The sequence below is a fragment of the Nocardia sp. NPDC057455 genome, assembly GCF_042802775.1.
Taxonomy (GTDB): Bacteria; Actinomycetota; Actinomycetes; order Mycobacteriales; family Mycobacteriaceae; genus Nocardia.
The window spans coordinates 1-26,089 of record NZ_JBHVDM010000025.1; the positions used below are offsets into that span (position 1 = coordinate 1).

Below are 26,089 nucleotides of genomic sequence, written 5' to 3' on the forward strand. Positions count from 1 at the left end.
CGCACCGTGCGTCGAGGAGTTGTTGGTTCCGGGATTCCCGGTAGGACCGTTGTTGGGGCCGATCTCGCCTTCCGGCGTCACGGTGACATCGGCGACCGCGTTGCCCGACACCCAGACCACGCGACCGGCGCCGTTGGCAGCCAGCGACGGCGAAATCAGGGCCCGCTCTCCGTTCCGGGTGATCGTCACGCCGGGCCCTACCTTCTGGCCGTCCGGCAACGGCACGAAGGTATCGGCATCGGCGGCACCGGTCGAAAGCAGGCCCAGGGCAACAGCCGCGGCAGCGCCCACGCCCGCGACGCGGGCACCGCGGCGCAGACCTTTGGTGCGGTTCTCGCTCATACTTCCCCTCATCAGGTTAAAACAGTCAACCTCGACCGTCGAGGCTGGACAGTGGTCCTCTCAGGCCCAGCTCAGTGTGTCGCTCCTTTGTTGCCGATGTGTAACCGGCTGTTATTTCGGCGCAACGGACTTGCTGGCAACGGAACCGAGCCAGGTTCCGCCGAACGGCTTCTTGCGAGTGGCTCGATGGGGAGATTAAACGTTTTATAACGGCGGACGCAACGTAACGTTTCGTAAAGTTCAAGGTGACCTGCATCACACTTGCGCACATTTGAATATGGCTTGACGTGCATAAATACCGGATTGCTACAGCCGGGACCGGACAAGCGGGCGATGACGGCACAGACGCGCCGGTGTCCGGATACGGGACAGGGCCGTAATGATCTTGCTCGTATTACTTCCGCGCAGAAATGATCACTGGCCGGTTACAAACGGAGAAGCTTTGACTACGTAGTTACTACGTAGATAACGGTCAGCCGTGATGCGGGGGGATCTGAGCACGCAGCCAGTCGTCGCAGGACCGGACATCGTCGCGCTCGTCGCGCTCGTCCGCGGTGGTGTCGGGCAGAGTGTCGCCGAAGATCTTCGCCAAGCGCGCGGCATCCCTCGCCCGGCGCGTGGCCGGGCGAGGGTTCTCAGCGGGCGTGGGCGCGGTGATTATTCGACCAATCCGGAAAGTTCACCGATCACCCGGCTGGCGAGCGGGCCGAGCGTCGCCATGCCGTCCCGAATGGCGGAACGGGTGCCGGGCAGGTTGACCACCAGGGTGCTTCCGGACACGCCGGCCACACCGCGGGAAAGCCCCGCGTCCAGGGAGCCGGCCACCCGGCCGGAGGAGCGCAAAGCTTCGCTGATTCCCGGCAACTCGCGGTCGAGCACCTGCGAGGTGGCCTCCGGCGTCACGTCGCGCGGGGACATACCCGTACCGCCGACGGAGATCACCAGATCGACGCCGCCGATCACCGCGGTATTGAGGGCGTTGCGAATCTCCACCTCGTCGGCCTGCACCGACACGGACGCGTCCACGAGGAAACCCGCCTCGGTGAGCAGCTCGGTGACCAGCGGACCGAGCGAGTCAATACCTCCATGCGCCGTTCGATCGTCGACGACCACCACCAGAGCACGCCCCGCCACAGGAGCATCGATTTCCATGCTGCTCACCGTAGCGCCTGCGTCCAGCAACTCGGCGGCCGCGCCGAGTACGTCGGCGTCGACATCGATCCCCGGGCCTCGCCCGCCGGGCACCAAGCGCATCATCGGCCGCCCTCCGCGGGCGCGCCGGTGAGGGTCACCTCGACGGTCTTCGGGTTGCCGCCTTGGGCATCGGTGTAGGTGACTTTCACCTTGTCTCCTGGCTGATGCGAGCGGACCGCGGCCACCAGCGCGTTTCCGGAATCGATCGGGCGGTCGTCGAGTTTCGTCACCACAGCCCCCGGCGGAATGCCCGCGCGCGCCGCCGGGCCGTCCGGCGTGACGTCGCGCACCTGCGCGCCGGAGACCTGCTGTGCCGGGTCCTGCTGACGCGACACCGTGATGCCGACCTGCGCGTAGGTGGCCTTACCGGTCTTGATCAGTTCGTCGGCGACGCGGCGCGCCTGATCGACGGGGATCGCGAACCCGAGTCCGATCGACCCGGTCTGGCCGCCTGCCGTCTCGGTGGGCCCGAGGGTCGCGATGGCGGTGTTGATACCGATGAGCTTGCCGTTGCCGTCCACCAGCGCGCCGCCGGAGTTGCCGGGGTTGATCGCGGCGTCCGTCTGGATCGCGTCGATCACCGGGCTGACCGCTGCGGCGGGCTCGCTTCCGTCGCCGCTGGTCACGACGGGCCGGTTCAGCGACGACACGATGCCCGTGGTGACCGTGCCCGCCAGCCCGAGCGGCGAGCCGATCGCGACGACGGGTTGACCGACCTGCAGATTCGCCGAGGTGCCGAGCTCGATGGGGGTCAGACCGCTCTTTCCGGACGCCTTGATGACGGCCAGGTCGGAGACCGGATCGGCGCCGACCAGCGTCGCGGGTGCGCTGCTGCCGTCGGAGAACACGACCTCCATCTTGGCGCTCGGTCCACCGCCCGCGGCCACGTGATTGTTGGTCAGGATCAGGCCGTCGGAGGACAGGACCACCCCGGAGCCCTCGCCCTCGGCCTTACTGCTGGCCACTTTGATCATCACCACGCTCGGCAGCACCTTCTGCGCGACCGCTTGAGTGGAGCCGGCGGGAGCATTGACGGCATTGCTCACGTTCGGCTTCGGAACTTCCAGGGCATTGGTCACCGGGGCGCGACCTTCGTCGCCGTGCGTGACCAGTGCGCCGACCGCCCCGCCGACGCCACCGCTGACCAGTGCGAGGGCGACGGCGCCGACGGCCAGGCCTGCGCGGAAGGGACGCCGGGGCGGGGCGCCATAGGCGGGACCGTGCGGTCGAGTGGCGTCATTCGGCGGACCGAAGGACGTCGGATACCCCGGGAACGGCGCGGCCGGATGGGGCGGCGGCGGGTACTGCGCGGTGGGATGGGGCGCTTCTCGCGGACCGTAACCGCCATGCGCCTCCCCCGGCCCGAACGGGCCCGCGGCCGGCGCACCCGGCTCCCGGCGATCCTTCGAATCCTCGGTCATGGACTCCTCGTTTCTCCTCGCGTCCCGACCAGGTTGGCTACGGCGACTGAGAGCGGACTGAGACCGTGCTTTCAGTTTTCCGAGAGCTGCGTCGGCCGGTGCTGCGATAGAACCACCGACAACTTCATGTCTCAAATCCTGCGGCAAACCAATCGGTGCAATGTTCGAAATACCCGCCCGACGATGAATATTCCGCACAGCACTCGACATTGTGTCGGAAATGGACTTCCGTCGCCCGGTATTGCGTCAGTCGGACACGGGCGCGCCCGGCTCGCCGGGCAACACGATGCGGACTACGGCGCCGCCGCGTTGGGAGGTATCGATGGCGATGGTGCCGCCATGTTTTGTCACCACCTGCTTGACGATCGCCAGACCGAGGCCGGAGCCGGGCATCGATCGCGACGACATGACGCGATAGAAACGCTCGAACACCAGCTCACGCTCCGCCGCCGGGATACCGGGACCGGCGTCATCGATGGACAGCTCGAGCAGGCCCGGGCCGCTCTCCCGCATGAGGATGCGGACCTGCGCGCCGGCCGGGCTCCACTTGGCCGCGTTGTCCAGCACGTTCAGCACCGCGCGTGCCAAGCCCGCCTCGTGCCCGTAGACGAACCACGGGCGCAGATCGGCGACGAACTCGATGCCGGTGCGGCGGCGGCGGGCGCGCTCGAGCGCGCGCTCCACGACCTCGCCCAGATCCACGCGTTCGTAGACGGTTTCCGGAGCGTCCTCGCGCGCGAGATCCACCAGATCGCCCACCAGGGTCGACAACTCCTCGATCTGGGCCATCACGTCGGCGCGCAGCCCGGCCATGTCCTCGTCCGGTATGCGGGGAGCGCCGGGACGGCTCGACGCGATGAGCAACTCCATGTTGGTCCGCAGCGATGTCAGCGGCGTACGCAGTTCGTGTCCGGCATCGGCGACGAGCCTGCGCTGCCGATCGCGCGACTCGGTCAGCGCGCGCAGCATGGTATTGAAACTCTCTGTGAGCCTTGCCAGTTCGTCGTCACCGGTGACCGGGATCGGGGTCAGGTCGTCGGTGCGGGCGACCCGCTCGGTCGCCGCTGTCAGCCGCGCGATGGGCCGCAGGCCCGTCCGCCCCACCGCCGTGCCCGCCGCCGCGGCCAGCACGACGCCACAGCCGCCGACCACGAACAACAGCCAGGCGAGCCGGTCGAGCACCTCCCTGGTGCGGTCCAGCCGCTGAGAGATGACCAGCGTCGCACCCGAGTTGGTGTAGACCGCCAGCACACGCTGATTGCCGTCGGTGCGCAGCGACGAACTCCGCTCGCCGCGCGCCACGGCCAGCTCCTGGCTCCCGACCGGTGGATCGGTGGATTGCGGGGGCAGCCAGCGCCGGAGGTCGGGATAGATCAGCGCGATGCCGGTGTCATCGTAGAAGGCGGCGGCGACCATCAGATTCAGGTTGTTGAACCCGTAGGGATTACTGGCGATCACCGCGGTGGACCGGCTGCGCAGCTGGGCGTCCACGTCGGCGTACAACGCGCGCGCCACCAGTGCGTAGGCCGCGATCGAGGTGACCGCCACCGCGATCGCCACGACGGAGGCGGCCAGCAGCGTCACCCGCCAGCGCAGCGAGACCGACCGCGTCAGCGGCATGGGCGGCCGCATATCCGCGGGCTCGGGCGGCCGCTGGCCGAGCGCGGCGACGGCGGGGCGTCTGGGCGTTGTCCGTGCCATGTCCAGCGACCTACGGGGGCGTTTCACGCAGTACATAGCCCACACCGCGCACCGTATGGATCAGCCGTGGCTCGCCTTCGGCCTCGGTTTTGCGGCGCAGATAACCGATGTAGACCTCGAGCGCGTTTCCCGAGGTCGGGAAATCGTAGCCCCAGACCTCCTCGAGAATGCGACTGCGGGTGAGCACCCGGCGCGGGTTCGCCATCAGCATTTCCAGCAGTGAGAACTCGGTACGGGTGAGACTGATCGGCCGGGCGCCGCGGGACACCTCGCGGGTCACCGGATCCAGCGACAGATCAGCGAACGCCATTGCCTCCGACGCTTCACCCGGACCGGCGGTCGTACGCCGCAGCAGGGCGCGCAGCCTTGCCAGCAGTTCCTCCAGCGCGAAAGGCTTCGGCAAATAGTCGTCCGCACCCGCGTCCAGCCCGGCGACCCGCTCCGATACCGAATCTCGCGCGGTGAGAACCAGAATCGGCAAATCGTCGCCCGTGCTGCGCAAGCGGCGGCAGACCTCGAGCCCGTCCAGCCGGGGCATCATCACGTCCAGCACGAGCGCGTCGGGTCGCTGGACGGTTGCCTTCTCCAGTGCGTCCACGCCATCCACCGCGAGATCGACGGAGTAGCCGTTGAACGTGAGCGACCGGCGCAGCGATTCCCGGACCGCCCGATCGTCATCGACCACTAGAATGCGCATGCCACCAGTTTGACCGCACCGACTGAGAGGCAACTGAGAGGGCGCGCCCGACACGCCGTGGCGCACACCCCCGGCAACCCTCGGCGCGTCGCCCTCGTCAACCCCAGGTGACCAGGGTCTTCCACGGCCCTGCCGAGAAGTTGACGCGTCCCTTACGCATTCCACCGCGAAACTCGTTCTCTATAGCCATATTCGGTAAATTGCAGAACGACTCCCCCGGATTGCCGATGACCCCTCTGCACGGTATGTTCCGTGCGGTAAAAAGAAGACCTCTAGTTGGTTCTTTGCGGGTTGAATCAATACCGAACAGCCACGCGCGCCCGAGGTCACTGGTGAAGCGGAGGCGACGGAAGCGGATGGAAGCTGCACCGCGGTCCTGGCAATTCAGCCTGTCGAACTGGTCGGTCACCCGCAAGGTTGGCGTGGTGCTGGTGCTTCCGGTGCTGCTGGCCACCGTCTTTGCCGTGCTCCGAATCAACAACGAACTGCGCACCATGGCGCAGTTGGACGCGGCCACCGAACAGGCGATCATCATTCGGCCGATCGTCAAGTTCGGTTCGGCCACCGAGCAACTCGGCGTCACCGCGACCGCCACCTGGGGCAATACGGCGGACCCGCAGACCGATGCGGCGCTGACGAAGTTCGACCAGGCACTGGCCGAACTCGAAGCCGCCCTGCAGACCACCAAGGTCAGCGGCCGGGTCACCTCCGAACTCGCCTCGGCCATCGCCACCGGCACCACGATGCGTAACAGCCTGCGCAACGGCTCCCCCGCCATGGTCGGCGAGCAGTCCGACGAGATCATGGTCCGCATCGGCAACGCGCTCGCGCTGTCGCCCTCGGTGGACGACCTGGTCATCCAGCGGTACTTCCTACAGCTGGCATCGGTACAGACCGCCCGGCGCGTGCTCACCCAGCAGCGCATGCTGATCGGCTCGCCGGACGCGGGCCGCAACCCGAGCGTGCGGCCGCGCGTGCTGGTCGCGGCGGGCGCCGAGATCACGATGATCTACCAGTACGCGCAGATCCTGCCGGACTACGCGGGCAATATGCGCCCGCTGCTGGACGCGGTGCAGACCCGCCTGGGCACCTTCAGCCAGAACGTCGCCGATCCGGCGTCCAATCCGGCCGTGATCGACTCGCTCCTGGTCAGCTCGGACACCTACGAGAAGACCACCGCGCAGCTGATCGACACCATCGACGACGCGCTGGCCGCCCGCACCACCGAAGCGCAGACCGGTGCGCTGCGCGAGACGACGATCGTCATCGGCATGCTGCTCGCGGGCCTGGCGCTGGCTCTCTCGGTGGCGCGCACCCTGGTCGTCCCGGTCCGCCGCCTGCGGCGGGACGCGCTCGAGGTGGCGCACATCAAGCTGCCCGACGAACTGGCCGTGGTGCGCGCGGGCGGCACCACACCCGAGATCACCCCGGTCGCGGTGCACACCACCGACGAGATCGGCCAGCTCGCCCGCGCCGTGGACGAGATCCACGAACAGGCACTCAACCTCGCCGCCGACCAGGCCCGCTTGCGCCTGCAGATCGGGAACATGTTCGAAACCCTGTCCCGCCGCAGCCAATCGCTGGTCGAGCAGCAGCTGGCGCTGATCGAGGATCTCGAGCACGACGAGGACGACACCGACCGGCTGCAGAGCCTGTTCCGCCTCGACCACCTGGCCACCCGCATGCGCCGCAACGGCGACAACCTGCTGGTGCTGGCCGGTACCGCGCTGCGCCGCGGACAGCTGCACCCGGTGCCGCTGTCGGACATGCTCTGGAGCGCGGTCTCCCAGGTCGAGGACTACCAGCGCGTCGAGATCGGCGCGGTGCCCGACGGCATCGTGGCGGGCGAGCCCGCCGTCGACATCGAACATCTGCTCGCCGAGTTGATCGACAACGCGTTGCGGTACTCGCCGCCGACCACGCCGGTCACCGTGATGGTGTCGCGCGCGGTGGACGGCGGCTACCTGATCGAGATCACCGACCGCGGCCTCGGCATGGGCCTGGAGGACCTGCAGACGACCAACGACCGGCTCGCTTCCGGTGGTGAGGTCACGGTCGAGACCGCGCGCCGCATGGGCCTGTTCGTCGTCGGCCGGCTGGCCAAGCGCCACACCATCACGGTCAACCTGCGGCGCACGTCCACGATGGCGCAGCAACCGGGCATCACCGCCAGCGTGCATCTGCCCGGCGCGCTGGTCGCCCCGCCGATGGACGCCACCGACCCGGCGGGCAAGCCGCTCGACCTGACCGCCGAGCATCACTTGCCCTCGCTCGCCACGCCGCCCACCGGTGCGCAGCCACGCAATTTGGTGCCGGTGCCGAGCCTGCCGCAGCGGGACACCGCGCGTTTCGGTGTGACGAGTTCCGGCTTGCCGCAGCGTCGTCCGGCCATCCGCGTGGCCGACGCTCCCGACCAGCCCACGGTCTCCACCCCGGTCGGCCGGGCGGTCAACCCGGCAGATCAGCCGCCCACCCAGCCGTGGCCGGTGCTCACGCCGCGCACCGACGACCGCATCCCGACCGGCCCGTTCGCCCCGGTGACGCCCGCGCCCGGCGAACAGAACGTCGAACGGGAGCAGCAGCCGGCGCGCACCGATCTGTGGGCCGAGGTGAAGGACGACGAGCTGGCGACCGGCCCCACGCCGACCGTGCCGAGCCAGGCGCCCGCGCCGCAGACCACCGCACGATCCGGTCTTCCGATCCGGAAACCGGCCGCACCCGCCGACCCGCCGCAGGAGGTGGCACCGGAACCCGCGACGGTGACCTCCTCCCGGCTGCAGCCGGTCGCCGGAGCCTCCCCGACCCCGATCTATCAGCGCATGGTCTCGGAATGGCTGGTCGAGCCCTCGACTTCGCAATCGGACAGCTCGTGGTCCTCGCCTGGTGACGCGGGCTGGCTGGCCGCCGAGGATGCGAGCCATCCGACCACTACCGCGCGTACCGTCGGTGGGTTGCCGATTCGCAGGCCGGGCGCCCAGCTGGTGCCGGGCGGCCTGGCGCCGGTGGAGGACGCGGGCCCGCGTGATCCGCAAGAAATTCGCAACAACCTGACCAGGCATCTCAGTGGGGTCCGCAGCGGGCGGGCCAATGCGCAGTACAACGACGGAGGGCTTGCATGACCAACGCGAACAACAGCACCACAGACGAGAATCTGAACTGGCTGGTCGCCCGCTTCACCCGCGATGTGCCCGGCGTGTCCCATGCGGTGCTGGTATCGGCGGACGGCTTGTTGCAGGCCACCAGTCCGCATCTGCCCAGCGACCGCGCCGAACAGCTCTCCGCCGTCACCGCCGGGCTCGCCAGCCTCTCCATGGGCGCGGCCTCGCTGTTCGACGGTGGCAAGGTAATGCAGTCGATCGTCGAGATGCAGCGCGGTTACCTGCTGGTGATGAGCGTCGGCAACGGCTCGCACCTGGCCGTGCTGGCGAACAAGTCGCACGATATCGGCCGCATCGGCTACGAGATGGCACTGCTGGTCGATCGGGTGGGTTCGGTGGTCACCGCGACCGCGCGCACCGCTGTCTGAGCGTGAGATGTCCAACCCATACGGCCCCGGACCACGCCCGACAACGCGCGTCCGGCCTTACGCCCTGACCTCGGGGCGTACCGAACCCGCGATCGACCTCCCATTGGAGGCGGTCATCGAAACCTTGTCGTACACTGCACATCTCGACTGGCCGACCGGCGACATCCGCACCGAGATACTCCGGCTCGGCACGCATCGTCTGTCGGTCGCGGAGATCGCGGCACATCTGGACCGGCCGCTCGGCATGGTCCGGGTGGTGATCGGCGACCTGGTCGTCGACGGCACCATGCGCGTGCATTCGACCCTGACCGAAGAGGCGAGCTATGACGAGCGCCGTTCCCTGATGGAGAGGACATTGCGTGGACTCCGCGCCCTATAGGAATACGGGGCCCAGTGGACATCCCGGGCCAAGTGCGAATGCCGGGCCGGGAAACGCCCCCGGGCCGGACGGCTTCGAGAATCGCGTCGCTTCGACGAAGATCGTCGTCGCGGGCGGCTTCGGCGCGGGCAAGACCACGTTCGTCGGCGCGGTGTCGGAGATCGTTCCGCTGCGCACCGAGGCGATGGTGACCCGCTACTCCGACGGCATCGACGATCTCGCCGAGACGCCGGAGAAGGAAACGACCACCGTCGCCATGGACTTCGGCCGGATCATCCTGCCGGGCAACCTGGTGCTCTACCTGTTCGGTACGCCGGGTCAGCGACGGTTCTGGTTCATGTGGGACGACCTGATCCGCGGCGCGATCGGCGCGGTGGTGCTGATCGACACCCGACGGCTGGAGGACAGCTTCGCCGCGGTCGACTTCTTCGAGGCGCGCAAACTGCCCTTCCTGATCGCGGTCAACCGCTTCCCGGACGCGCCGCGCTTCCCCATCGCGGAGCTGCGCGAGGCGCTCTCGGTGCGCGAGGGCGTGCCGATCGTGGACATCGACGCGCGCAACGCGATCGAGGTGCGCCAGGCGCTCGCCGCGGTCACCGAGTACGCGATCGCTCAGCTGAAGGCCAGCGAGCTGGAAGGGACCGCCCGCCATGCGTGAGGTCGCGGTGCTGGCCGCAGGCGGGGCGTCCGTCGATCAGTTCGCCCTGGGCTATTGGCTGATCGCGCTGTCGCTGGGTATCTCGGTGCTCGGCGCGGTGGTCGGTTTCGCCTGCATCGTGCACGGCGCGCGCTCGGTGCAGTTCCGGCTGGTGTGGCTGGTCTCCGCGGCGATCTCGCTGGGCGGCGTGGGGGCGTGGCTGGCCACCTCGGTGGCCATGCTCGGCCTCAAAGTGCCCAACAGCGCGATGCGTTACGACCCGGGCAGGCTGATCGCCGCCCTGGTGGTGTCCATCGCGGCCGTTTTCGCGGCGCTGCTGATCATCGGGCGCACGCCTCGGCTGACGCTGTTGCTGCCCGGCGGCTTGGTGCTCGGCCTCGGCATCGGTGTCACGCACTATCTCGGCATCGGCTCACTCGAGATCCAGGGATCGGTCGGCGTGACGACCTGGCTGGCCGCCGTCTCCGCCGTGATCGGGGTGATCGCCGCGACCGCGACGCTGTGGTTGTTCCAGACGATGCGCTTCCCGCTGGCCAGGGCCGCGACCGTGCTGCTGTTCGGCGTCGGCGTGTCCGCCACGTACTACACGGCGCTGGCCGCACTGCACTTCGACGTCGACCGGACGGCGAAGGTGCCCGACGGCGTGGAGTTGTTCGACTTCGTGTTCCCCATGTTCGTCATCGGCTTGCTGGCGTTGACCGTGCCGATCTCCGCGGTGCTGATCGCACCGGATCGCCGGGAGCTGGCCGGCCCGCCGAAGGTGCGGCGACCGAAGCTGGAACCCGTCCGCTGATCCGCGGTCGCCGACTCCGGCGAATCGCACGGCCCGCGGTTCGGATTCGTGGCGTGGCACGGGGCTGTTCGACCGTTTTCCGCTGACCGATCCCCCGTGGCCGGTGTGGATTCGGCGATGCCCCGGATTCACCGGCCCGGCCCACTTACAGTGGAGGCCATGCGTTTCGGTCTCGACTACGCCGCGGGACGTCCGGGGGGCGCAACGATTCGGGCGGCGGGGTACGACTTCGTGGTGCGGTATCTGTCCGAGGGTGGCCCGAGCTTGCCCGGTAAGCTGCTCACCGCGGCCGAGGCGAACGATCTGCGGACGCATGGAATCTCGATCGTCTCGAACTGGGAGACCACGGCCGCGCGGATGCTGGACGGCTACGGTGCGGGCATCGTGGACGCACGCGCGGCCCTCGCCCAGGTGCTGCGCTGCGGCGGCCGGGTGGACCGGCCGATCTATTTCTCCGCCGATTTCGACGCTTCGCAGCAGGATCAGTTGCGCATCAACGCCTATCTCGACGGTGTGGCGACCGTACTGGGCCGCGCGAACGTCGGTATCTACGGCGGGTACTGGACGGTCAGCCGCGCGCTGGACGCCGGGTACGCGACGTGGGCATGGCAGACCGACGCGTGGTCCGGCGCGAACGTGGAGACCAGACGCGCGATTCATCAGACGCTGCGCCAGGTGACGGTCGGCGGCGTGCGCTGTGACGTGAACGAGGCCGAGACGACCGATTTCGGCCAGTGGGATTTCGTGGGACGGGAGGATCCGGACGTGACGCCGGAACAAGAGGAAGTGCTGCGCGACATCCAGATTCAGCTGCGCGGACCCGAGTTGTCGGGTTGGCCGCAATTGGGCGCCGACGCGGACGGCCGGAATCGGACGCTGGTGGACGGATTGGCCGCGGCACTGGAGCGAATCACCGCATTGGAGCGCGAATCCGCCGAGTTGCGAACGCAAGTAGGCGAATTGCGCACCGAGATCAGCGAACTGGAGGCGACGACCGCCGAGCTGACCGAGCAGGTGCAACGCTGGAACGGGCGGCATTGGCCGTGGCCGCTGTCGCTGATCGAGGGCCCCGCGGCATTGGTCGGTGAGCAGCTCGCGCGCTTGGAGACACTGTTACCAGACCTGCCAGGGCTGCCTGGACCCGACTGTGGCCCTCGGCGCGCACCGGGCGGCGACGGCGGACCGGCGGCATTGACCTCGAAAGACTGAGTTTCACACCGGCGCGAAGATCGCCGACCGCCCAGTTCTGTAGGCGCGGGAACCCGGAGAGCGGAAACCGGCGCGGCAGCCCTGAAAATTGGCGATGGACGGGTTCTCTTGGAAACCAAGAGAACCCGCCCTCGACGACGAGGGTACCGGTATCGGACTGCGAACGCATCATTTTCGGCGAACTTTTCCACGGCCAAAAACCAACTCCCGGTCCGGATTTCATCGCCTGGCTATTCGATCGCAATCGCTTCACGCGCAATAGTGCGACGTGATGCAGGACACATCATTAGCCAGAAATTAGCCAACATATCGGAAGATGGCTGCGGAATTTTCCCCGAACGGCATCGACGTGGCCGTTTCCGGACGATTGACCAGCTTCCGGCCCGTACGAAGCCATGGTGGCATCGGCCGAGCAATCACCAGAAGACACCAAGCGCCGCGACCGGCCGAGGAACTCCACGGCCCTCCCGCGTCGTACCGCTCAGAGCTTCTCGACGTCGATCAACCCGCGTCGTACGGCCGTGACCAATCGGCGCGGCACCTTGTGCACGACGCCCGCGACGGTCACCGGTACCAGGTCCACGGGGGCGGCCTTCCAGTTCGCCCGGCGGCTACGGGTGTTCGACCGCGACATCTTCCGCTTCGGTACCGCCATCTCAGGACTCCTTCCGTACGCGTCGGCCGTATTTGCGTTCGAACTTCTCGACGCGCCCTTGGGTGTCCAGCACGCGGTGCGCGCCGGTCCAGAACGGGTGCGAGTCGGCGGTGACGTCCACCGTCAGCAGCGGGTAGGTATTGCCGTCGGTCCACTCCACGGTGCGCGTGCCGCCTGCCGTGGACCGGGTGAGAAACCGCTTGCCGGTGTTCACGTCCTCGAAGACCACCAAGTGGTAGTCCGGATGGATCCCCTTTTTCATTTCGCCTCTCCTCTAGGGCTTTTCGCGTCCTCTACGGGTTGTTCCTGCTGGTCGCCGCTCGCGCACGGGTCGGCGTGCCATTCCCCGAACGGGTCCTCCCACTGGGCGACTCGCTCCGGCGCGCGCTCGACCAGCCGCAGTTCGTCGTCCTCCACCAGCGCCCAATGCAGGGCTTCGCGGATCTCCGCCGGATCGGCGTCGTGCACCAGGATCGACAGCGAGACGTCCCGGTCGCCGAACCGCTCGTCCCAGCGCAGGGCGGCCATCGCGCGGCGCTCCGGGTCCACCGCGGCCAGCTCCTCTTCCGGCATCGCGGCAAGCCAGCGCCCTGCTCCGCCTACCCGCAGGCCACCACCGGCGGACTCGAGCCACACCACCTCGTCGGGCTGGGTGGCCAGCCAGAGGCGCCCCCGCGCGGTCACCACGCCTTCGAACAACACGTCGAGCGCCTCGTGCAGGCGGGCGGGATGGAACGGGCGGGCGGCGGCGAACTCCACGAGCTCGACGCCGTGATCCCCGGTCAACGGAGGATGGCCGCGCAGCAGCGGCGCGTGCGCGTCGAAGATCCTGCCGCGTCGCGAATCGGCGGGGACGCGGGTGAGCAGCGTTTCGACCAGTGCGGGCGTGAGGGAGTTCGGTTCGCCTGCCCAGGCGACCGGCGCACCGGGAATCATTCTGGCCAGTACGGCCGCGAGCTTGCCTCGGTCGGCCGATGCGTCGCCGAGCAGCGCCGCGTCTACTGTTGCGGCGCCGAGGGCGATGACGGCATCGGCGAAGTCGACCTGCCCGACCGCGACCTGCGCCACGGTGCGGTCGTCGTCGGCGGTGGCGAGGCCGCGTTCGGCGAGCGTGTCGTCCCCGGTCGCGTCGGCGAGCCAAGCGCGGGCGTCCAGGCAGGTGAGCACCGCGTCCACTCGCACGTCGCGCCCGGCCGGGCCGTCGACGCGGCCGTGCACGCCGGCGACCACTACCTGCTCGATGGCGTGGCACACCGCTTCGGCCTCGAACGCCGGATCCAGCGCGAGCACGATGCGATCGACCGATTCGCGCTGAGAGAGGGTGCGCAGCAGCGGAAGCAGATCCATCCGCAGCGTGCAGGAGACGCAGCCGTGCGCGAGTTCGAGCACCGCCGAGGTCTCCCTGGTCGCGGTGCGCACCGTGCGGTGCACGATGCCTTCGCGCAGCTGGGTCAGATCGTGGCGGACCACGACGGTGCCCGGAGCCATGCCCAGCACCGCGGCCGCGCGATCCACGCCCGTCGCGGCGAGTCCCGCGAAACCGGCGAGCACCACCACGGGCGTTCTGCGGTCGGACTCGGGTGGGGAATCTGGCGCCGTCACCGGAACTCCTTTCAGTAACGATTTTCATTTGCTGTACGGCAACGGTACATTGCTCGACAGCCGTTGTCGAAAATGATTGTCATCTACTGGAGGGAGTTCGGATGTCGGCCCACTGCCAGGTCACCGGACGCAAGCCCGGGTTCGGCAAGTCCGTGTCGCACTCGCACAAGCGGACCAGCCGCCGCTGGAACCCGAACGTCCAGCGCAAGACCTACTACCTGCCCAGCGAAGGCCGGCGCGTCACGCTGACCGTCTCCGCCAAGGGCATCAAGACCATCGACCGGGACGGGATCGAGGCCGTGGTGGCTCGACTCCGGGCCCGCGGCGACAAGATCTGAGGAGCGACCCATGGCGTCGAAATCGACCGAGATCCGCCCGATCGTCAAGCTGAAGTCCACGGCGGGCACCGGGTACACCTACGTGACCCGCAAGAATCGCCGCAACGACCCGGACCGCCTCGTGCTGCGCAAGTACGATCCGGTGGTGCGCAAGCACGTCGACTTCCGCGAGGAGCGCTGAGGTGGCCAAGAAGTCGAAGATCGCGCGCGATCAGCAGCGCAGGACGATCGTGGCGCGCTACGCGGCACGCCGCGCCGAACTGAAGGAACTCATCCGCAAGCCGGGTACCGCCGAGTCCGACCGCGCGGCCGCCCAGGCCGAACTGCGGCGCCAGCCGCGCGATGCCAGTCCGGTACGATTGCGCAATCGGGACGCCGCCGACGGACGACCGCGCGGTCATCTCCGGAAGTTCGGACTCTCCCGTGTGCGTGTGCGCGAGATGGCCCACCGGGGCGAACTGCCCGGTGTGCGCAAATCGAGCTGGTAGACAACCACTGATCTCGTGAGAAGGAACTCGTCATATGGCAGTCAAACGAGCACCGTCGAAGAAGGTCCGCGCCGAGCAGGCCCGCCGTCCGAAGAAGAACCCGCTCATCGCCGCCGGCATCGAGACGGTCGACTACAAAGACGTGAACCTGCTGCGTACGTTCATCTCCGATCGCGGCAAGATCCGCAGCCGCCGGGTCACCGGGCTCACCCCGCAGCAGCAGCGCCAGGTCGCCGTCGCGGTGAAGAACGCCCGTGAGATGGCCCTGCTGCCGTTCACCAGCCGGTAGGCGGATTACGCGACACGAGCGAAGCGGAAAGACCCCCGATGCGTGCACCGGGGGTCTTTCTCGTCGCGGCTAGCGGACCGGCCTGGTTACGGGATGGTCAGCACCTGGCCGGGGTTGATCGCGTCCGGGTTCGGGATGCCGCTGGCGTCCGCGATCTCCTGGTAGCGGTTGCCGTCGCCGTAGAAGCGCTCGGCGATCGCCCACAGGGTGTCGCCCGGCTCGACGGTGTAGGTGCGCGGCTCGGGAGCCGGCGGCGGGGGCGGCACCTCCTCGGCGGCCGGAGCCGCGACCTGTTCCTGCTCCTGCGCCGGTTCCGGGGCGGGCAGCGGAGTGTCGGTGTGTGTGCCGGAAGCCCACAGCGCGCCGCCGTCGGCGCCGTACAGCACGACGTTGCGATCGGCCTGCACGACCAGACGATCGGCCGCTCGGCCGTTGGTCTCGGTCGCCCACGCGGCGCCGTCGCTCTTGTAGAGCACGAAGTTGCCGTCGTCCTGCAGCACGGCCCGCTCCACGCCCTGATCATGAGTTTGGGTGGCCCACACCACATTCCCGCCCGGCTCGGACAGCACTAGATTGCCGTCGTCCTGCAAAGTGAGGGTGTAAGCCCCGCCCTGGAGGGACTGCCCCCGCCCGAGTTCTTCGCCTACGCGCAGCGTGTCGACCACGATACTTCCTTTCCAGAAAAAGCTGGTAGAGCATCCGACATGGATGCGCGCGGCGACATCCCGGCGCGCATCCCCGCAGAACTTACTGCCCCCGAACGGATTTCGGAGCTGTTACGCGCAGGGTTCGCGGAACGTTCACTGTGGGGTTCGTCCTAGTGCGGGACGTACCCGCGTTGCGCTACGGAAGGGGCCGCCGGGACTAGGGTGTCGGTATGGATCGGATCCGGGCCGGACGCGCCGCCACAGTTGTCGCCGTAGTGCTCGCCTGTCTCACCGCGACGGGCTGCGGTGACTCGGACGACACGGCGACATCGCCGAGCACGAGCGCCACGTCGAGTGCGGCGCCGCGCACGCCGGTCGAGGATCCACGCGGGAACCAGGGCAACGAGTTCACCGCCGATCCGACCATCGTCGGTGCGCACCCCATTCCCTTCCAATCGTGGACTCGCTTGGCGGACAACAGGATAGCGGTGAACTTCGAAATCGGGTCGCCGGAGTGCTACGGCGTGGACGCCGCGGTTTCCGAGTCCGGCTCGACGGTCACGGTCGAACTGCGCTCGGGCAGCCGCGCCGAAGCGGTCGGCAGGATGTGCACGATGATCGCGGTCTTCGGCACCCTGGAGGTGCCGCTGCGAGAACCGCTGGGCAACCGTACGGTGCTCAGCGCCGTCTGAGACTCGACACAGCGCGGGCTCGCCCCCGCCGTTGATCCCGGAACTCGGGTAGCTGTCGGCTTGCGATGAACCCGACGCTCCCCCGGTCCTTCCAGCGATACGCCCTTCGTAACCCTCGTCGGAAAACGCGAACGCCGCGCCGGACCAATGATCCGACGCGGCGTTGCGGAACTGCCTGTCTCAGTGGGCGAAGTGGCGCGCCCCGGTGAGATAGAGGGTGACTCCCGCCTCGCGGGCGAGGTCGATGGTCTCCTGGTCGCGCACCGAACCGCCGGGCTGCACGATGGCGCGGACACCCGCCTGGATCAGGGTCTGCGGGCCGTCCGGGAACGGGAAGTAGGCGTCGGAGGCCGCCACCGAACCCTTCGCGCGGTCCCCGGCACGCTGCACCGCGAGGCCGACCGCGTCCACGCGATTGACCTGCCCCATGCCGACACCGACCGAAGCGCCCTCGTGCGCCAGCAGGATCGCGTTGGATTTCACGGCCCGGCACGCGCGCCAGGCGAACGCCAGGTCGGCGAGCGTCTCGGCGTCCGCGGGCTCGCCCGCGGCCAGGGTCCAGTTGGCCGGGTCGTCGCCCGGCGCGTCCAGCACGTCACGCTGTTGCAGCAGGACGCCGCCGCTGATCGGGCGCAGCTCGGCGCCCGCGCGCCGCGGCGGCTCGGCGACGAGGATGCGCACGTTCTTCTTGCGCTGCAACACTTCCACCGCACCGTCGGCGAAGGACGGCGCGACGATGACCTCGGTGAAGATCTCGGCGACCTGCTCGGCCATCTCCACGGTGACTTCCCGGTTCGCGGCGATCACCCCGCCGAACGCGCTGACCGGGTCGCAGGCGTGCGCCTTACGGTGCGCCTCGGCGATGTCGGCGCCGAGGGCGATGCCGCACGGGTTGGCGTGCTTGATGATCGCGACGGCCGGGGCCTCATGATCGTGGGCGGCGCGCCAGGCCGCGTCGGCGTCGACGTAGTTGTTGTACGACATCTCCTTGCCGTGCAGTTGCCGCGCCTGCGCCAGTCCGAGGCTGCCGTCGCCGTTGATGTACAGGGCGGCGGACTGATGCGGGTTCTCGCCGTAGCGCAGCACCGCCGACCGCTCCCAGGTGCCGCCGAGCCATTCGGGGAACCGGATCGCCGCGTCTTCGGCCGCATCGCCCGTGGCCAGCACGTTGGTCATCCAGCTCGCCACCGCCACGTCATAACTCGCGGTGTGCTGGAACGCCTTTGCCGCCAGAGCGGTGCGCTCGGCCAGGGTGAAGCCACCGGACTTCGCGGCGGCCAGCACGTCGTCGTAGTCGCCGCTGTCGACGACCACCGCCACCGAGGGATGGTTCTTCGCGGCGGCGCGCACCATGGACGGCCCGCCGATATCGATCTGCTCGACGCACTCGTCGGGGGTCGCCCCGCTCGCCACGGTCTGGGTGAACGGGTAGAGGTTGACCACCACCAGCTGGAAGGCCTCTACGCCGAGTTCGACGAGCTGGTCGACGTGCTCCTGCTTGCGCGAGTCCGCCAGGATGCCCGCGTGCACCCGCGGGTGCAGGGTCTTGACCCGGCCGTCCAGGGTCTCCGGGAACCCGGTCAGGTCCTCGACCTTGGTCACCGGGATGCCCGCGTCCGCGATCTTGCCCGCGGTGGACCCGGTCGAGACCAGCTCGATGCCCGCGGCGTGCAGACCGGTCGCGAGTTCGACGAGACCCGTCTTGTCGTAGACGCTCACCAGCGCCCTGCTGATCGGCTTGCGTTCACTCACCGGAGAACTCGCTCATCTGGGATAACTGCCTTTCGTCCGTCGGAGACAATGCCTCGTGTCGCGACGGCGGCGACGACCTCCGCCAGCAACCGTCGCTCGACAACCTTGATGCGCTCGTGCAGGGCGGCCTCGTCGTCATCCGGCAGCACCGGCACCGCCTCCTGCGCCAGAATCGGCCCGGTGTCCACGCCCTCGTCGACCAGATGCACGGTGCAGCCGGTGACCCGCGCACCGTAGGCGAGCGCGTCACGCACACCGTGCGCGCCGGGGAAGGCGGGCAGCAGGGCCGGGTGGGTGTTGATGATCCGGCCGCCGAACCGATCCAGGAAGGCGGGGCCGAGCAGCTTCATGAAGCCCGCCGACACCACCAGATCCGGCTTGTGCGCGGCTACCGTCTCGGTGAGCTCGACATCCCACGTGGCACGGTCGGGAAAGTCCTTCAGCGCCACCCGGAAATGCGGTACCCCCGCGGCGTCGGCGTGGGTGGTTGCCGCGCAGAGCCGGTCGACGCCGACCGCGACGACCTTCGCCGGGTAGCCGGGTGCGGCCGCGGCGTCCAGGAGGGCGCGCAGCAGCGAGCCGGTGCCCGACGCCAGCACGACAACGGTGGCCGGCGTGGTCGCCGGCTTCCACGAGACATGCGGGGACGTCAGCGCTCTACTCCCTGATCGGTCGGATGGCGGATGGATGCGGGACCGCCGGTTAGAGCCTAACGACCGTCCACCCGGTCACTGTCCGGCAGGTCCGCCTCGACCACTTCGGCGTCGACGATGTCCGATGTGGCGTGCTGGTGGTATCGGCCGCCGGTCTCGATCGCGGGCGGCTCGTCGACGAGTTCCGCGTCCAGCGGGGCCTCCAGCTCCGGCCGGTCGTAGTCGTCGTAGTAGTAGTCGTCGTCCTCGTAGTAATCGTCGTCCGCCTCGTAGTAGGCGTCGTCGTCCTCGTCGAGGTAGTCGTCGTACGGATCGGCGTAGTCGCCCGGCGGCACGCCGACCGGCACGAGGAACCACCGCGCGAACGCCAGGCCCGCGTAGCCGGGAACGGCCAGCCAGGCGAAGGCGAGGACGGGGAACACCGGCAGGTCCAGCCCGACCCGGCCGACCGCGCCGAGTTCGCCGCCCGCTACCGCGCCGGCCAGGGTGAGCGCGAGCGCGGCGAGCGCGGCGGAGGTGAGCGTGGCCCACGGTGCGCTGATCCGGTCGGTGGAGGTACGCGCGAGGTCCAGTCCGCCGAGCACCCCGACCGCGGCGGGGACCAGCAGCACCACCGGCCACCATCCCGCCGCCGGACCGGTCGGCACCGCGGCGAGCAGCGGAAAGGCCGGGATCGGCCCGCCGACGACGGAGAACACCCCGAAGGAGGCGGCACCGATCTGCGCGCTGGAACCGACCAGCACACCGACGGTCTGGATCGCCAGGTTCGGCAGGTATGCCAGCGAGAGCAGCGTCAGGCCGAGGACGCCTCCGACGTTGCCCGCCGACTGATACATCTCGCCCAGCCGGGCGACGTGCGCGAGGAACGAGATCACCACGACCGCGGTCGCGCAGCCCAGCAGGCGCAGGACCGAACGCCCCGCGCCGTAGAGGCCGGACACCGCCCAATCGGGCAGGCGCAGCAACACGAACAGCTGTTGCCGGAGACGGACGGCGATACCGATGGCGGCGGCGAGCAGATACAGCGCCGTGACCCACGCGAAGGCGGCGAGGGTGTTCGGCGGTTGCAGCGCGATGACAGCGGAAGCGTCTTCGGTGACCGCGAGGCAGACGGAGGTGACCAGCAACGGGCCACCCACCGCGGCGCCAACGAGCCACCCGAGATCCGACCTGGTGCACTGCGGTTCCACGGCGCGTGCGCATTCCCGGGCGGCCAGCCAGACCAGCAGCGCGGTCGGCAACAGTGGGAGCAGTCCGAGCGAGGTCTTGCCGATCACCAGCGGAACCTGGTGCACGCCCAGCCAGGAGGCGGCGATCGCGCCGGAGGTGCCGTCCAGATCGCTGCCGGAGGCCAGCAGCGTGACGAGCACGAGGACGACGAGGGTGGTCAGCCCGAAGGCCGAAGGGCGGCCCGCGACCGCGATGAGGACCCTGGACCGCTCGGGGGTGAGGGACAGAAACCCGTCTTCGTCCGCGTCCGGTTGCGACGCACGCGACCCGCCGGTCCGGCGGGTCGAGGAGTTTCTGGAGGAGCTCATGGCGTTTCAGCGTGGCATCCTCCCCGGCGCGAGCGGGTCAGGCGCGCCGCAGGCACGCGACCGCCGCGCCGGGGGATGCCGCTGAGTTCCTACTTGTTGTTGTTGTCGTCCGACGAGGGACGGAACGCCTGGGTGGCATCGGAGGAAGGATCGCCACTCTGCTCGCCGCCGAACGGCTTGTTCTGCTGGCTCGGCTGCGCCTGCTGCTGGCCGTAGCCGGGCGAACCATAGGACGTCTGCTGACCGGATTGCTGCTGGCCACCGAAGTGCTGGGTCACGCTCTCGTCCGGACGCGGCTGCGCGCCGTACGGCGAACCCGGCTGCTGGGACGCGCCGTAGGCCGTGGTCTGCTGGCTCTGCCCGTAAGGCGAAGGCGACTGCGGCTGGGCGTAGGACTGGCCCTGCTGCGCCTGACCGTAACCAGGCTGACTCTGCCCGTACGGCGAGGGCTGCCCCGCCTGGGACGGGAACTGCGGCGGCGCCGACTGAGCGCCGTAGCCCGCCTGACCGTAAGGGCTCGCTCCGTAACCTGGCTGCCCCTGTCCGTAGGACTGCTGTCCCTGTCCGTACGAGGGCTGCTGCTGGCCGTAGCCGCCCTGGCCGAATCCACTCGGCGCGGTGGCCGGTCGTGGCGCGGGCGCCTTGAGGATGCCCGCGTCGAACAACGCCGCGGCGATCGCCACCGCGGCCTGCACGAAGGCCAGCACGAGCAGGACGAACGCACCCGCCTTCAGCTCGCTGCCCTCCCCGAAGTTGAAGGACTGGAACAGCAGCGCGATGAAAGCCGCGGTCGAGACCGCCGCGGCCGCGCCGATCCAGTTCTGCTTGGGCAGCAGTGACAGGGCCGCGAGCAGGCCGCCGAGCAGCAGCAGGCCGAGCAGCGGGGTGCCGGATGCCACCTCGAAGAGATTGGCCGTCTCCGGTGCGCTGACCCTGCGGCCCCCGACATCGATCGGCTTGCTGCCGAGGAACGGCAGGAAGCCGAGCAGGAAGTTGATCACGCCGAGCGCGGCTACGCCGACCACCAGGAAGAACGGCAGACCTTTGGCATCGGAACCGGTAGCGCTCGAACCTGAAGTGGCACCACCCGTCGCAGGGCTCTGACTGGATGGCGCTGAGGGCTGGGGTGTGTTGTACCCGGAGCCCCCGGTCGGGTAGGACATGTCGTCGTCTCCTCAATCGAGTCGTACATGGTCTTCACGGCTGGATTACTTCTGACGCTACTGCACTGTCTCGCCCCGGTCACCCCGCCGCGACGGCCGGGACGGGCGAGTCCGCTCGTATCCCGGCAGGTCGCGGCACATGCCCGGCGCGAAGCACCTAGCGAGACCACCTACCGCTCCTTGACACTGTTGCCCGCGATGGCGCTTTTCACACCACTCGGGTTCTCAATAGCGGGGAATTTCCGGTGACAGGTCGATGAACCCGCTATCCGGCTGCCTCGTGTGAATAGAGAAGGGGATGACGGAACTCCCCGAAAATCGCACAGTTCCGCGCGTGGCGGGTCCGGATGCTCGGCTACTGCCCAAGCCAGAGCCCGCCGCCACACATGACGAAGGCCGCCCCCCGAATTCGGAGGCGGCCTTCGTGCGCGGTGGGAGATCAGGCGCTGATGCTGGCCTTCTCCAGGATCTCGCGAGCCAGCGCGGCGGTCTCGGACGGCGTCTTGCCGACCTTCACGCCCGCGGCCTCCAGCGCGTCCTTCTTCGCCTGGGCGGTGCCCGACGACCCGGACACGATGGCGCCCGCATGGCCCATCGTCTTGCCCTCGGGCGCGGTGAAGCCCGCCACGTAGCCGACGACCGGCTTGGTGACGTTGGCCTTGATGTAGGCCGCGGCCCGCTCCTCGGCGTCGCCGCCGATCTCGCCGATCATCACGATCAGCTTGGTCTCCGGGTCCTTCTCGAACGCCTCGATGGCGTCGATGTGGGTGGTGCCGATGACCGGGTCGCCGCCGATGCCGATGGAGGTCGAGAAGCCGAAGTCACGCAGCTCGTACATCATCTGGTAGGTCAGGGTGCCGGACTTGGAGACCAGGCCGATCGGGCCCTTGCCGGTGATGTTGGCCGGGGTGATGCCGACCAGCGACTCGCCGGGGGTGATGATGCCGGGGCAGTTCGGGCCGATGATCCGGGTCTTGGCGCCCTTCTCCACGTTGTAGGCCCAGGCGTAGGCGGTGTCCTGCACCGGGATTCCCTCGGTGATGACCACCAGCAGCGGGATTTCCGCGTCGATGGCCTCGATGATGGCGTCCTTGGCGAACTTCGGCGGCACGAACGCGATGGACACGTCGGCGCCGGTCTCCTTGATGGCCTCGGCGACGGTGCCGAACACCGGCAGCTCGATCGCGTTGCCGTCGGAGTCGGTGTGCGCGACGGTGGTGCCCGCCTTGCGCGCGTTCACACCGCCGACGATCTGGGTGCCCGCCTTCAGCATCAGCGCGGTGTGCTTGGTGCCCTCGCCGCCGGTGATGCCCTGGACGATGACCTTGGAATCCTTGTTCAGGAAAATAGACATTCTTTTCGTCCTTACTCGGCCGTCGTTAGCGGGCGGCTGCCAGTTCGGCGGCCTTGTCGGCGCCTTCGTCCATTGTCTGCGCCAGCGTCACCAGCGGGTGCGCGGCATCGACGAGGATCTGGCGACCCTCGTCCACGCGGTTGCCGTCGAGGCGGACCACCAGCGGCTTGTTCGCGTTGTCGCCCAGGATCTCCAGCGCCTTCACGATGCCGTTGGCGACCGCGTCACACGCGGTGATGCCGCCGAACACGTTGACGAACACGCTCTTGACCTGGTCGTCGTTCAGGATGACATCGAGACCGGCGGCCATCACCTCCGCCGAGGCGCCACCGCCGATGTCCAGGAAGTTGGCCGGCTTCACGCCGCCGTGGCCCTCACCCGCGTAGGCGACGACGTCCAGGGTCGACATGACCAGACCCGCGCCGTTGCCGATGATGCCGACCTCACCGTCGAGCTTGACGTAGTTGAGGTCGTTCTCCTTGGCCTTCAGCTCGAGCGGATCGGTCGCGTCCCGGTCGGCGAACGCCTCGTGCTCCGGGTGGCGGAATCCGGCGTTCTCGTCGAGGGTGACCTTGCCGTCCAGCGCGAGGATCTCGTCCTGCGGGGTGCGCACCAGCGGGTTGACCTCCACCAGGGTGGCGTCCTCCGCGACGAACACCTCCCACAGCTTCTGGATGGTCACGGCCGCGGTGTCCAGCACGTCGGCGGGCAAGTGGCCCTGCTCGGCGATGGAGCGCGCGAACGCGAGGTCGACGCCTTTGACCGCGTCGACGGGAACCTTCGCCAGCCGCTCCGGCTTGGTCGCGGCGACCTCTTCGATCTCCATGCCGCCCTCGACCGAGCACATGGCGAGGTAGGTCCGGTTGGCCCGGTCCAGCAGGAAGGAGATGTAGTACTCCTCCGCGATGTCCTTGGCCTCGGCCACCAGGATCTTCTTGGTGATGTGGCCCTTGATGTCCAGGCCGATGATGTTCTGGGCGTGCGTGAGCGCGTCGTCCGGGGTGGCGGCGTACTTCACGCCACCGGCCTTGCCGCGGCCACCGGCCTTCACCTGAGACTTGATCATCACCGGCTTGCCGATTTCCGCCGCGATGGCGCGGGCGTCCTCGGCCGTGTCCGTGACGCGGCCCTCGGACGAAGGCACTCCGTGCTTAACGAAGAGCTCCTTCGCCTGATATTCGAAGAGATCCATGTACTCACCGTCTCGTCTGCGTTGTGATGACAACGTCTTTGTTGGCGGCCCGACGTCGGAAGCGGGTCGGGTCGGACTCTAACCAGTCACATGGAGGGCCAATCGGCCACGTTCATCCTAAGTGGCGCAGGTCACGAAGCGGTGTCCTGGGCGGCAAAACCCCTGGCCAACGCTACTCGCGAGTAGGTTGCTGATGCCGCGCCAGGTAGAGCGGTCGAACCCGGGAGCGGGCCGCGATCTACTACGAATTGTCGTTGAACGACCTCTCCGGAGTGCCCATACCGCAGTGAGATATTCCGTGGGTGTAGCGTGATCAATCTCACATGTTTGTCACGGACCATGCACACCGCTTGTGGGCGCGACATCGTTTCGTTACCGTCATTGCGGTCGATGTCACAACACGGTCACGACTAGGAGGACGGCAAGCTTGACGCAGCACAGCACTCCACAAACGGAGAGCCGCTCCGCATTCGACCGATCGACGCCGCTGGTCAGGCGGCTTCCCAGTTCCATCCGCTTCACGATGTGGCACCGCCGATGAACTACAGCTCCACCTTCGCTTCCGACGATCGCTTGCGGCCGGGACATCGTTACCGGCCCGACGACGAGCCCTTCGCCCCGGTGGGCCACCACGCAGGCCCCTCGTTCGACCAGCACCACGCGGGTTACGAGGCAGCGCCGCAGGCGGAATATGGCTTCCGCCCCTCCGGTGGCGACTACGACTTCGCGGCCGAGCCGGTCCACGATTCCGGCTACGAGCAACCGGCTTATCAGAACGCGGCCTACGACAACGCCTGGGACACCAACAGCGCGTGGTCGCAACAGGATTGGGCACAGCAGGACTCCTGGACCGACGGTGGCGCCTGGAACTCCGGCGACGCGTCGGCCGAGCAGGAGTCCTGGACGCCCGACGAGAATTCCTGGGTATCCGACACCGGCTGCTGGGCTCCCGAGGAATCCTGGGCGACCGAGACCACCGAACCCGAGGCCGAGGCCGACGAGAAGCCGAGCGCACTCGCCTTCCCGACCGTCATCCCCGGGGGCCGTTCCGCGAACAAGCGCGGTGGCGCGCACCGGGTAGCGGCGCCGCCCGCCGCACTCAAGGGTCGTGCCGCGGTCGCGGCCGTCGCCGCGGGCGCGGTCGTCGCGGCCGGACAGGCCGCGTTCGCCTCGCCCGAACAGCCGTCGCAGGCGGTCGACTACGAAGCCGCCGGACAGATCCACGAGATCGCCGCGCAGTCGATGAACGTGGCCGATCCGACCGCGACGCCGGACTCTCCCCAGGTGCTGAACGTCTCGTCGCCGGCTCATCTCGATCAGTTCAACGACATCCTGCAAAAGGGCCAGAAGTACGCCGAGGACCTCGCCACTCAGGAAGCCTCGAAGCTTCGCCCGCTCTTCACCAAGTTCGCCGCGGGCACCTTCACCTCCGGCTTCGGCGCCCGCTGGGGCGTGCAGCATCTCGGCATCGACATCGCGGGCCCGATCGGCACCCCGATCTACGCCGTCGCCGACGGCACCGTGCTCGAGGCCGGTCCCGCGTCGGGCTTCGGCATGTGGGTGCGGCTGCTGCACGACGACGGCACCGTCACCATCTACGGCCACATCGATACCGCCACGGTGTCACAGGGTCAGCGCGTGCTCGCCGGAGACCAGATCGCCACGATCGGCAACCGCGGATTCTCCACCGGTCCGCACTGCCACTTCGAGGTCTGGCTGAACGGCGTCGACAAGGTCGACCCGCTGCCCTGGCTGGCGACTCGCGGCATCAGCCTCGGCCAGCAGCGCGACTGACGCCGTGGCGGG

Annotated in this window: 26 protein-coding genes and 1 pseudogene; 12 read left to right on the top strand and 15 right to left on the bottom strand. The window is 68.5% G+C overall.

Features of this window, described 5'->3' with window-relative positions; all coding sequences use genetic code 11:
• The 5 genes and pseudogenes from ACFU5M_RS12920 to ACFU5M_RS12940 form a co-directional block, all read right to left on the bottom strand.
• Positions 1 to 342 (bottom strand): annotated as a pseudogene (locus ACFU5M_RS12920) (mspA family protein); the annotation flags it as partial.
• Positions 343 to 999: 657 nt separating this feature from the next.
• Positions 1,000 to 1,494, bottom strand: coding sequence for a molybdenum cofactor biosynthesis protein B (locus ACFU5M_RS12925; protein WP_181719529.1), 495 nt, complete (start codon positions 1,492 to 1,494; stop codon positions 1,000 to 1,002).
• 101 nt (positions 1,495 to 1,595) lie between these two features.
• Positions 1,596 to 2,957, bottom strand: coding sequence for a S1C family serine protease (locus ACFU5M_RS12930; protein WP_379048398.1), 1,362 nt, complete (start codon positions 2,955 to 2,957; stop codon positions 1,596 to 1,598).
• Positions 2,958 to 3,203: 246 nt separating this feature from the next.
• A complete protein-coding gene (locus ACFU5M_RS12935) occupies positions 3,204 to 4,658 on the bottom strand; it encodes an ATP-binding protein (protein WP_379048400.1) in 1,455 nt (484 codons plus the stop codon).
• 10 nt (positions 4,659 to 4,668) lie between these two features.
• On the bottom strand, positions 4,669 to 5,355 hold the full coding sequence (locus ACFU5M_RS12940) for a response regulator transcription factor (RefSeq protein ID WP_379048402.1): 687 nt from the start codon (positions 5,353 to 5,355) through the stop codon (positions 4,669 to 4,671).
• Positions 5,356 to 5,711: 356 nt separating this feature from the next.
• Here ACFU5M_RS12940 and ACFU5M_RS12945 point away from each other — a divergent pair, with 356 nt between their 5' ends.
• The 6 genes from ACFU5M_RS12945 to ACFU5M_RS12970 all read left to right on the top strand — a co-directional run bounded on the left by ACFU5M_RS12945 (position 5,712) and on the right by ACFU5M_RS12970 (position 11,920).
• The gene (locus tag ACFU5M_RS12945) at positions 5,712 to 8,474 is read left to right on the top strand and encodes an ATP-binding protein (RefSeq protein ID WP_379048404.1); all 2,763 of its coding nucleotides are present in this window, start codon (positions 5,712 to 5,714) and stop codon (positions 8,472 to 8,474) included.
• On the top strand, positions 8,471 to 8,881 hold the full coding sequence (locus tag ACFU5M_RS12950; RefSeq protein WP_039801134.1) for a roadblock/LC7 domain-containing protein: 411 nt from the start codon (positions 8,471 to 8,473) through the stop codon (positions 8,879 to 8,881). Before ACFU5M_RS12945 ends, ACFU5M_RS12950 begins: the two co-directional genes overlap by 4 nt.
• Positions 8,882 to 8,888: 7 nt before the next feature.
• A complete protein-coding gene (locus ACFU5M_RS12955) occupies positions 8,889 to 9,260 on the top strand; it encodes a DUF742 domain-containing protein (protein ID WP_040782732.1) in 372 nt (123 codons plus the stop codon).
• Positions 9,261 to 9,360: 100 nt separating this feature from the next.
• Positions 9,361 to 9,918: an ATP/GTP-binding protein gene (locus ACFU5M_RS12960; protein WP_039801302.1), complete on the top strand. Its 558-nt coding sequence runs from the start codon at positions 9,361 to 9,363 to the stop codon at positions 9,916 to 9,918.
• Positions 9,911 to 10,711: an MHYT domain-containing protein gene (locus ACFU5M_RS12965; RefSeq protein ID WP_379048407.1), complete on the top strand. Its 801-nt coding sequence runs from the start codon at positions 9,911 to 9,913 to the stop codon at positions 10,709 to 10,711. Before ACFU5M_RS12960 ends, ACFU5M_RS12965 begins: the two co-directional genes overlap by 8 nt.
• A 159-nt stretch (positions 10,712 to 10,870) precedes the next feature.
• Complete coding sequence (locus ACFU5M_RS12970) at positions 10,871 to 11,920, top strand: glycoside hydrolase domain-containing protein (protein WP_379048409.1); 1,050 nt, start codon at positions 10,871 to 10,873, stop codon at positions 11,918 to 11,920.
• A gap of 481 nt (positions 11,921 to 12,401) precedes the next feature.
• Here ACFU5M_RS12970 and rpmF read toward each other — a convergent pair whose 3' ends face one another.
• From rpmF to mrf, 3 genes are read right to left on the bottom strand one after another with little or no spacing between them, the layout of a single operon-like run.
• Positions 12,402 to 12,575, bottom strand: coding sequence for a 50S ribosomal protein L32 (rpmF, locus tag ACFU5M_RS12975; protein WP_379048411.1), 174 nt, complete (start codon positions 12,573 to 12,575; stop codon positions 12,402 to 12,404).
• A gap of 1 nt (position 12,576) precedes the next feature.
• Positions 12,577 to 12,837, bottom strand: a complete 261-nt coding sequence (locus ACFU5M_RS12980) for a type B 50S ribosomal protein L31 (protein WP_379048413.1) — start codon at positions 12,835 to 12,837, stop codon at positions 12,577 to 12,579.
• A complete protein-coding gene (mrf, locus tag ACFU5M_RS12985) occupies positions 12,834 to 14,177 on the bottom strand; it encodes a ribosome hibernation factor-recruiting GTPase MRF (RefSeq protein WP_379048415.1) in 1,344 nt (447 codons plus the stop codon). Before mrf ends, ACFU5M_RS12980 begins: the two co-directional genes overlap by 4 nt.
• 101 nt (positions 14,178 to 14,278) lie before the next feature.
• On the opposite strand from mrf, the gene rpmB reads away from it, so the two are divergent.
• The 4 genes from rpmB to rpsR are packed head-to-tail and all read left to right on the top strand — an operon-like array spanning position 14,279 to position 15,292.
• Positions 14,279 to 14,515 carry a 50S ribosomal protein L28 gene (rpmB, locus tag ACFU5M_RS12990; protein ID WP_039801141.1) on the top strand — a complete coding sequence of 79 codons (237 nt, stop codon included), beginning with the start codon at positions 14,279 to 14,281 and terminating at the stop codon, positions 14,513 to 14,515.
• A 10-nt stretch (positions 14,516 to 14,525) separates the two neighbouring features.
• Positions 14,526 to 14,696 (top strand): 50S ribosomal protein L33, encoded by a 171-nt coding sequence (gene rpmG, locus ACFU5M_RS12995; RefSeq protein WP_379048418.1) that lies wholly within the window; start codon positions 14,526 to 14,528, stop codon positions 14,694 to 14,696.
• Position 14,697: 1 nt separating this feature from the next.
• Complete coding sequence (gene rpsN / locus ACFU5M_RS13000) at positions 14,698 to 15,003, top strand: 30S ribosomal protein S14 (RefSeq protein ID WP_379048420.1); 306 nt, start codon at positions 14,698 to 14,700, stop codon at positions 15,001 to 15,003.
• Between the two features lie 34 nt (positions 15,004 to 15,037).
• Positions 15,038 to 15,292 (top strand): 30S ribosomal protein S18, encoded by a 255-nt coding sequence (gene rpsR, locus ACFU5M_RS13005; protein ID WP_011211513.1) that lies wholly within the window; start codon positions 15,038 to 15,040, stop codon positions 15,290 to 15,292.
• 86 nt (positions 15,293 to 15,378) lie between these two features.
• Here the strand turns inward: rpsR and ACFU5M_RS13010 are convergent, their stop codons facing one another.
• Positions 15,379 to 15,957, bottom strand: coding sequence for a LysM peptidoglycan-binding domain-containing protein (locus tag ACFU5M_RS13010; protein ID WP_379048422.1), 579 nt, complete (start codon positions 15,955 to 15,957; stop codon positions 15,379 to 15,381).
• Between the two features lie 212 nt (positions 15,958 to 16,169).
• On the opposite strand from ACFU5M_RS13010, the gene ACFU5M_RS13015 reads away from it, so the two are divergent.
• Entirely contained in the window at positions 16,170 to 16,631 is a 462-nt protein-coding gene (locus ACFU5M_RS13015) for a hypothetical protein (protein ID WP_379048424.1), read from the top strand.
• A gap of 180 nt (positions 16,632 to 16,811) precedes the next feature.
• On the opposite strand, the gene purH is transcribed toward ACFU5M_RS13015, so the two are convergent.
• The 6 genes from purH to sucC all read right to left on the bottom strand — a co-directional run bounded on the left by purH (position 16,812) and on the right by sucC (position 24,283).
• Positions 16,812 to 18,383 carry a bifunctional phosphoribosylaminoimidazolecarboxamide formyltransferase/IMP cyclohydrolase gene (gene purH / locus ACFU5M_RS13020; protein ID WP_379048426.1) on the bottom strand — a complete coding sequence of 524 codons (1,572 nt, stop codon included), beginning with the start codon at positions 18,381 to 18,383 and terminating at the stop codon, positions 16,812 to 16,814.
• Positions 18,380 to 19,036: a phosphoribosylglycinamide formyltransferase gene (purN, locus tag ACFU5M_RS13025; RefSeq protein ID WP_379048538.1), complete on the bottom strand. Its 657-nt coding sequence runs from the start codon at positions 19,034 to 19,036 to the stop codon at positions 18,380 to 18,382. The genes purH and purN overlap by 4 nt, the downstream gene beginning before the upstream one ends.
• A 56-nt stretch (positions 19,037 to 19,092) precedes the next feature.
• Positions 19,093 to 20,574: a DUF6350 family protein gene (locus tag ACFU5M_RS13030; protein ID WP_379048428.1), complete on the bottom strand. Its 1,482-nt coding sequence runs from the start codon at positions 20,572 to 20,574 to the stop codon at positions 19,093 to 19,095.
• A gap of 89 nt (positions 20,575 to 20,663) precedes the next feature.
• The gene (locus ACFU5M_RS13035) at positions 20,664 to 21,737 is read right to left on the bottom strand and encodes a DUF5336 domain-containing protein (RefSeq protein ID WP_379048430.1); all 1,074 of its coding nucleotides are present in this window, start codon (positions 21,735 to 21,737) and stop codon (positions 20,664 to 20,666) included.
• Positions 21,738 to 22,176: 439 nt separating this feature from the next.
• Positions 22,177 to 23,091 (bottom strand): succinate--CoA ligase subunit alpha, encoded by a 915-nt coding sequence (sucD, locus tag ACFU5M_RS13040; protein WP_379048432.1) that lies wholly within the window; start codon positions 23,089 to 23,091, stop codon positions 22,177 to 22,179.
• Between the two features lie 25 nt (positions 23,092 to 23,116).
• Entirely contained in the window at positions 23,117 to 24,283 is a 1,167-nt protein-coding gene (sucC, locus tag ACFU5M_RS13045) for an ADP-forming succinate--CoA ligase subunit beta (RefSeq protein WP_379048434.1), read from the bottom strand.
• A gap of 537 nt (positions 24,284 to 24,820) precedes the next feature.
• Here sucC and ACFU5M_RS13050 point away from each other — a divergent pair.
• On the top strand, positions 24,821 to 26,077 hold the full coding sequence (locus ACFU5M_RS13050; RefSeq protein ID WP_379048436.1) for a M23 family metallopeptidase: 1,257 nt from the start codon (positions 24,821 to 24,823) through the stop codon (positions 26,075 to 26,077).
• The last annotated feature ends 12 nt before the right edge of the window (positions 26,078 to 26,089 follow it).

What these genes read in the sequence shown, in the direction of transcription:
- ACFU5M_RS12945 (WP_379048404.1), top strand. Translation starts at nt 5,712, where the DNA reads ATGGAAGCTGCACCGCGGTCCTGGCAATTCAGCCTGTCGAACTGGTCG.
- ACFU5M_RS13015 (WP_379048424.1), top strand. Translation starts at nt 16,170, where the DNA reads ATGGATCGGATCCGGGCCGGACGCGCCGCCACAGTTGTCGCCGTAGTG.
- rpmB (WP_039801141.1), top strand. Translation starts at nt 14,279, where the DNA reads ATGTCGGCCCACTGCCAGGTCACCGGACGCAAGCCCGGGTTCGGCAAG.
- ACFU5M_RS13030 (WP_379048428.1), bottom strand. Translation starts at nt 20,574, where the DNA reads ATGAGCTCCTCCAGAAACTCCTCGACCCGCCGGACCGGCGGGTCGCGT.
- ACFU5M_RS12970 (WP_379048409.1), top strand. Translation starts at nt 10,871, where the DNA reads ATGCGTTTCGGTCTCGACTACGCCGCGGGACGTCCGGGGGGCGCAACG.
- rpmG (WP_379048418.1), top strand. Translation starts at nt 14,526, where the DNA reads ATGGCGTCGAAATCGACCGAGATCCGCCCGATCGTCAAGCTGAAGTCC.
- ACFU5M_RS13050 (WP_379048436.1), top strand. Translation starts at nt 24,821, where the DNA reads ATGAACTACAGCTCCACCTTCGCTTCCGACGATCGCTTGCGGCCGGGA.
- ACFU5M_RS12980 (WP_379048413.1), bottom strand. Translation starts at nt 12,837, where the DNA reads ATGAAAAAGGGGATCCATCCGGACTACCACTTGGTGGTCTTCGAGGAC.
- sucD (WP_379048432.1), bottom strand. Translation starts at nt 23,091, where the DNA reads ATGTCTATTTTCCTGAACAAGGATTCCAAGGTCATCGTCCAGGGCATC.
- ACFU5M_RS12965 (WP_379048407.1), top strand. Translation starts at nt 9,911, where the DNA reads ATGCGTGAGGTCGCGGTGCTGGCCGCAGGCGGGGCGTCCGTCGATCAG.
- ACFU5M_RS12955 (WP_040782732.1), top strand. Translation starts at nt 8,889, where the DNA reads ATGTCCAACCCATACGGCCCCGGACCACGCCCGACAACGCGCGTCCGG.
- ACFU5M_RS12940 (WP_379048402.1), bottom strand. Translation starts at nt 5,355, where the DNA reads ATGCGCATTCTAGTGGTCGATGACGATCGGGCGGTCCGGGAATCGCTG.
- ACFU5M_RS12935 (WP_379048400.1), bottom strand. Translation starts at nt 4,658, where the DNA reads ATGGCACGGACAACGCCCAGACGCCCCGCCGTCGCCGCGCTCGGCCAG.
- ACFU5M_RS13035 (WP_379048430.1), bottom strand. Translation starts at nt 21,737, where the DNA reads ATGTCCTACCCGACCGGGGGCTCCGGGTACAACACACCCCAGCCCTCA.
- rpsR (WP_011211513.1), top strand. Translation starts at nt 15,038, where the DNA reads ATGGCAGTCAAACGAGCACCGTCGAAGAAGGTCCGCGCCGAGCAGGCC.
- rpmF (WP_379048411.1), bottom strand. Translation starts at nt 12,575, where the DNA reads ATGGCGGTACCGAAGCGGAAGATGTCGCGGTCGAACACCCGTAGCCGC.
- ACFU5M_RS12950 (WP_039801134.1), top strand. Translation starts at nt 8,471, where the DNA reads ATGACCAACGCGAACAACAGCACCACAGACGAGAATCTGAACTGGCTG.
- ACFU5M_RS12930 (WP_379048398.1), bottom strand. Translation starts at nt 2,957, where the DNA reads ATGACCGAGGATTCGAAGGATCGCCGGGAGCCGGGTGCGCCGGCCGCG.
- ACFU5M_RS12925 (WP_181719529.1), bottom strand. Translation starts at nt 1,494, where the DNA reads ATGGAAATCGATGCTCCTGTGGCGGGGCGTGCTCTGGTGGTGGTCGTC.
- sucC (WP_379048434.1), bottom strand. Translation starts at nt 24,283, where the DNA reads ATGGATCTCTTCGAATATCAGGCGAAGGAGCTCTTCGTTAAGCACGGA.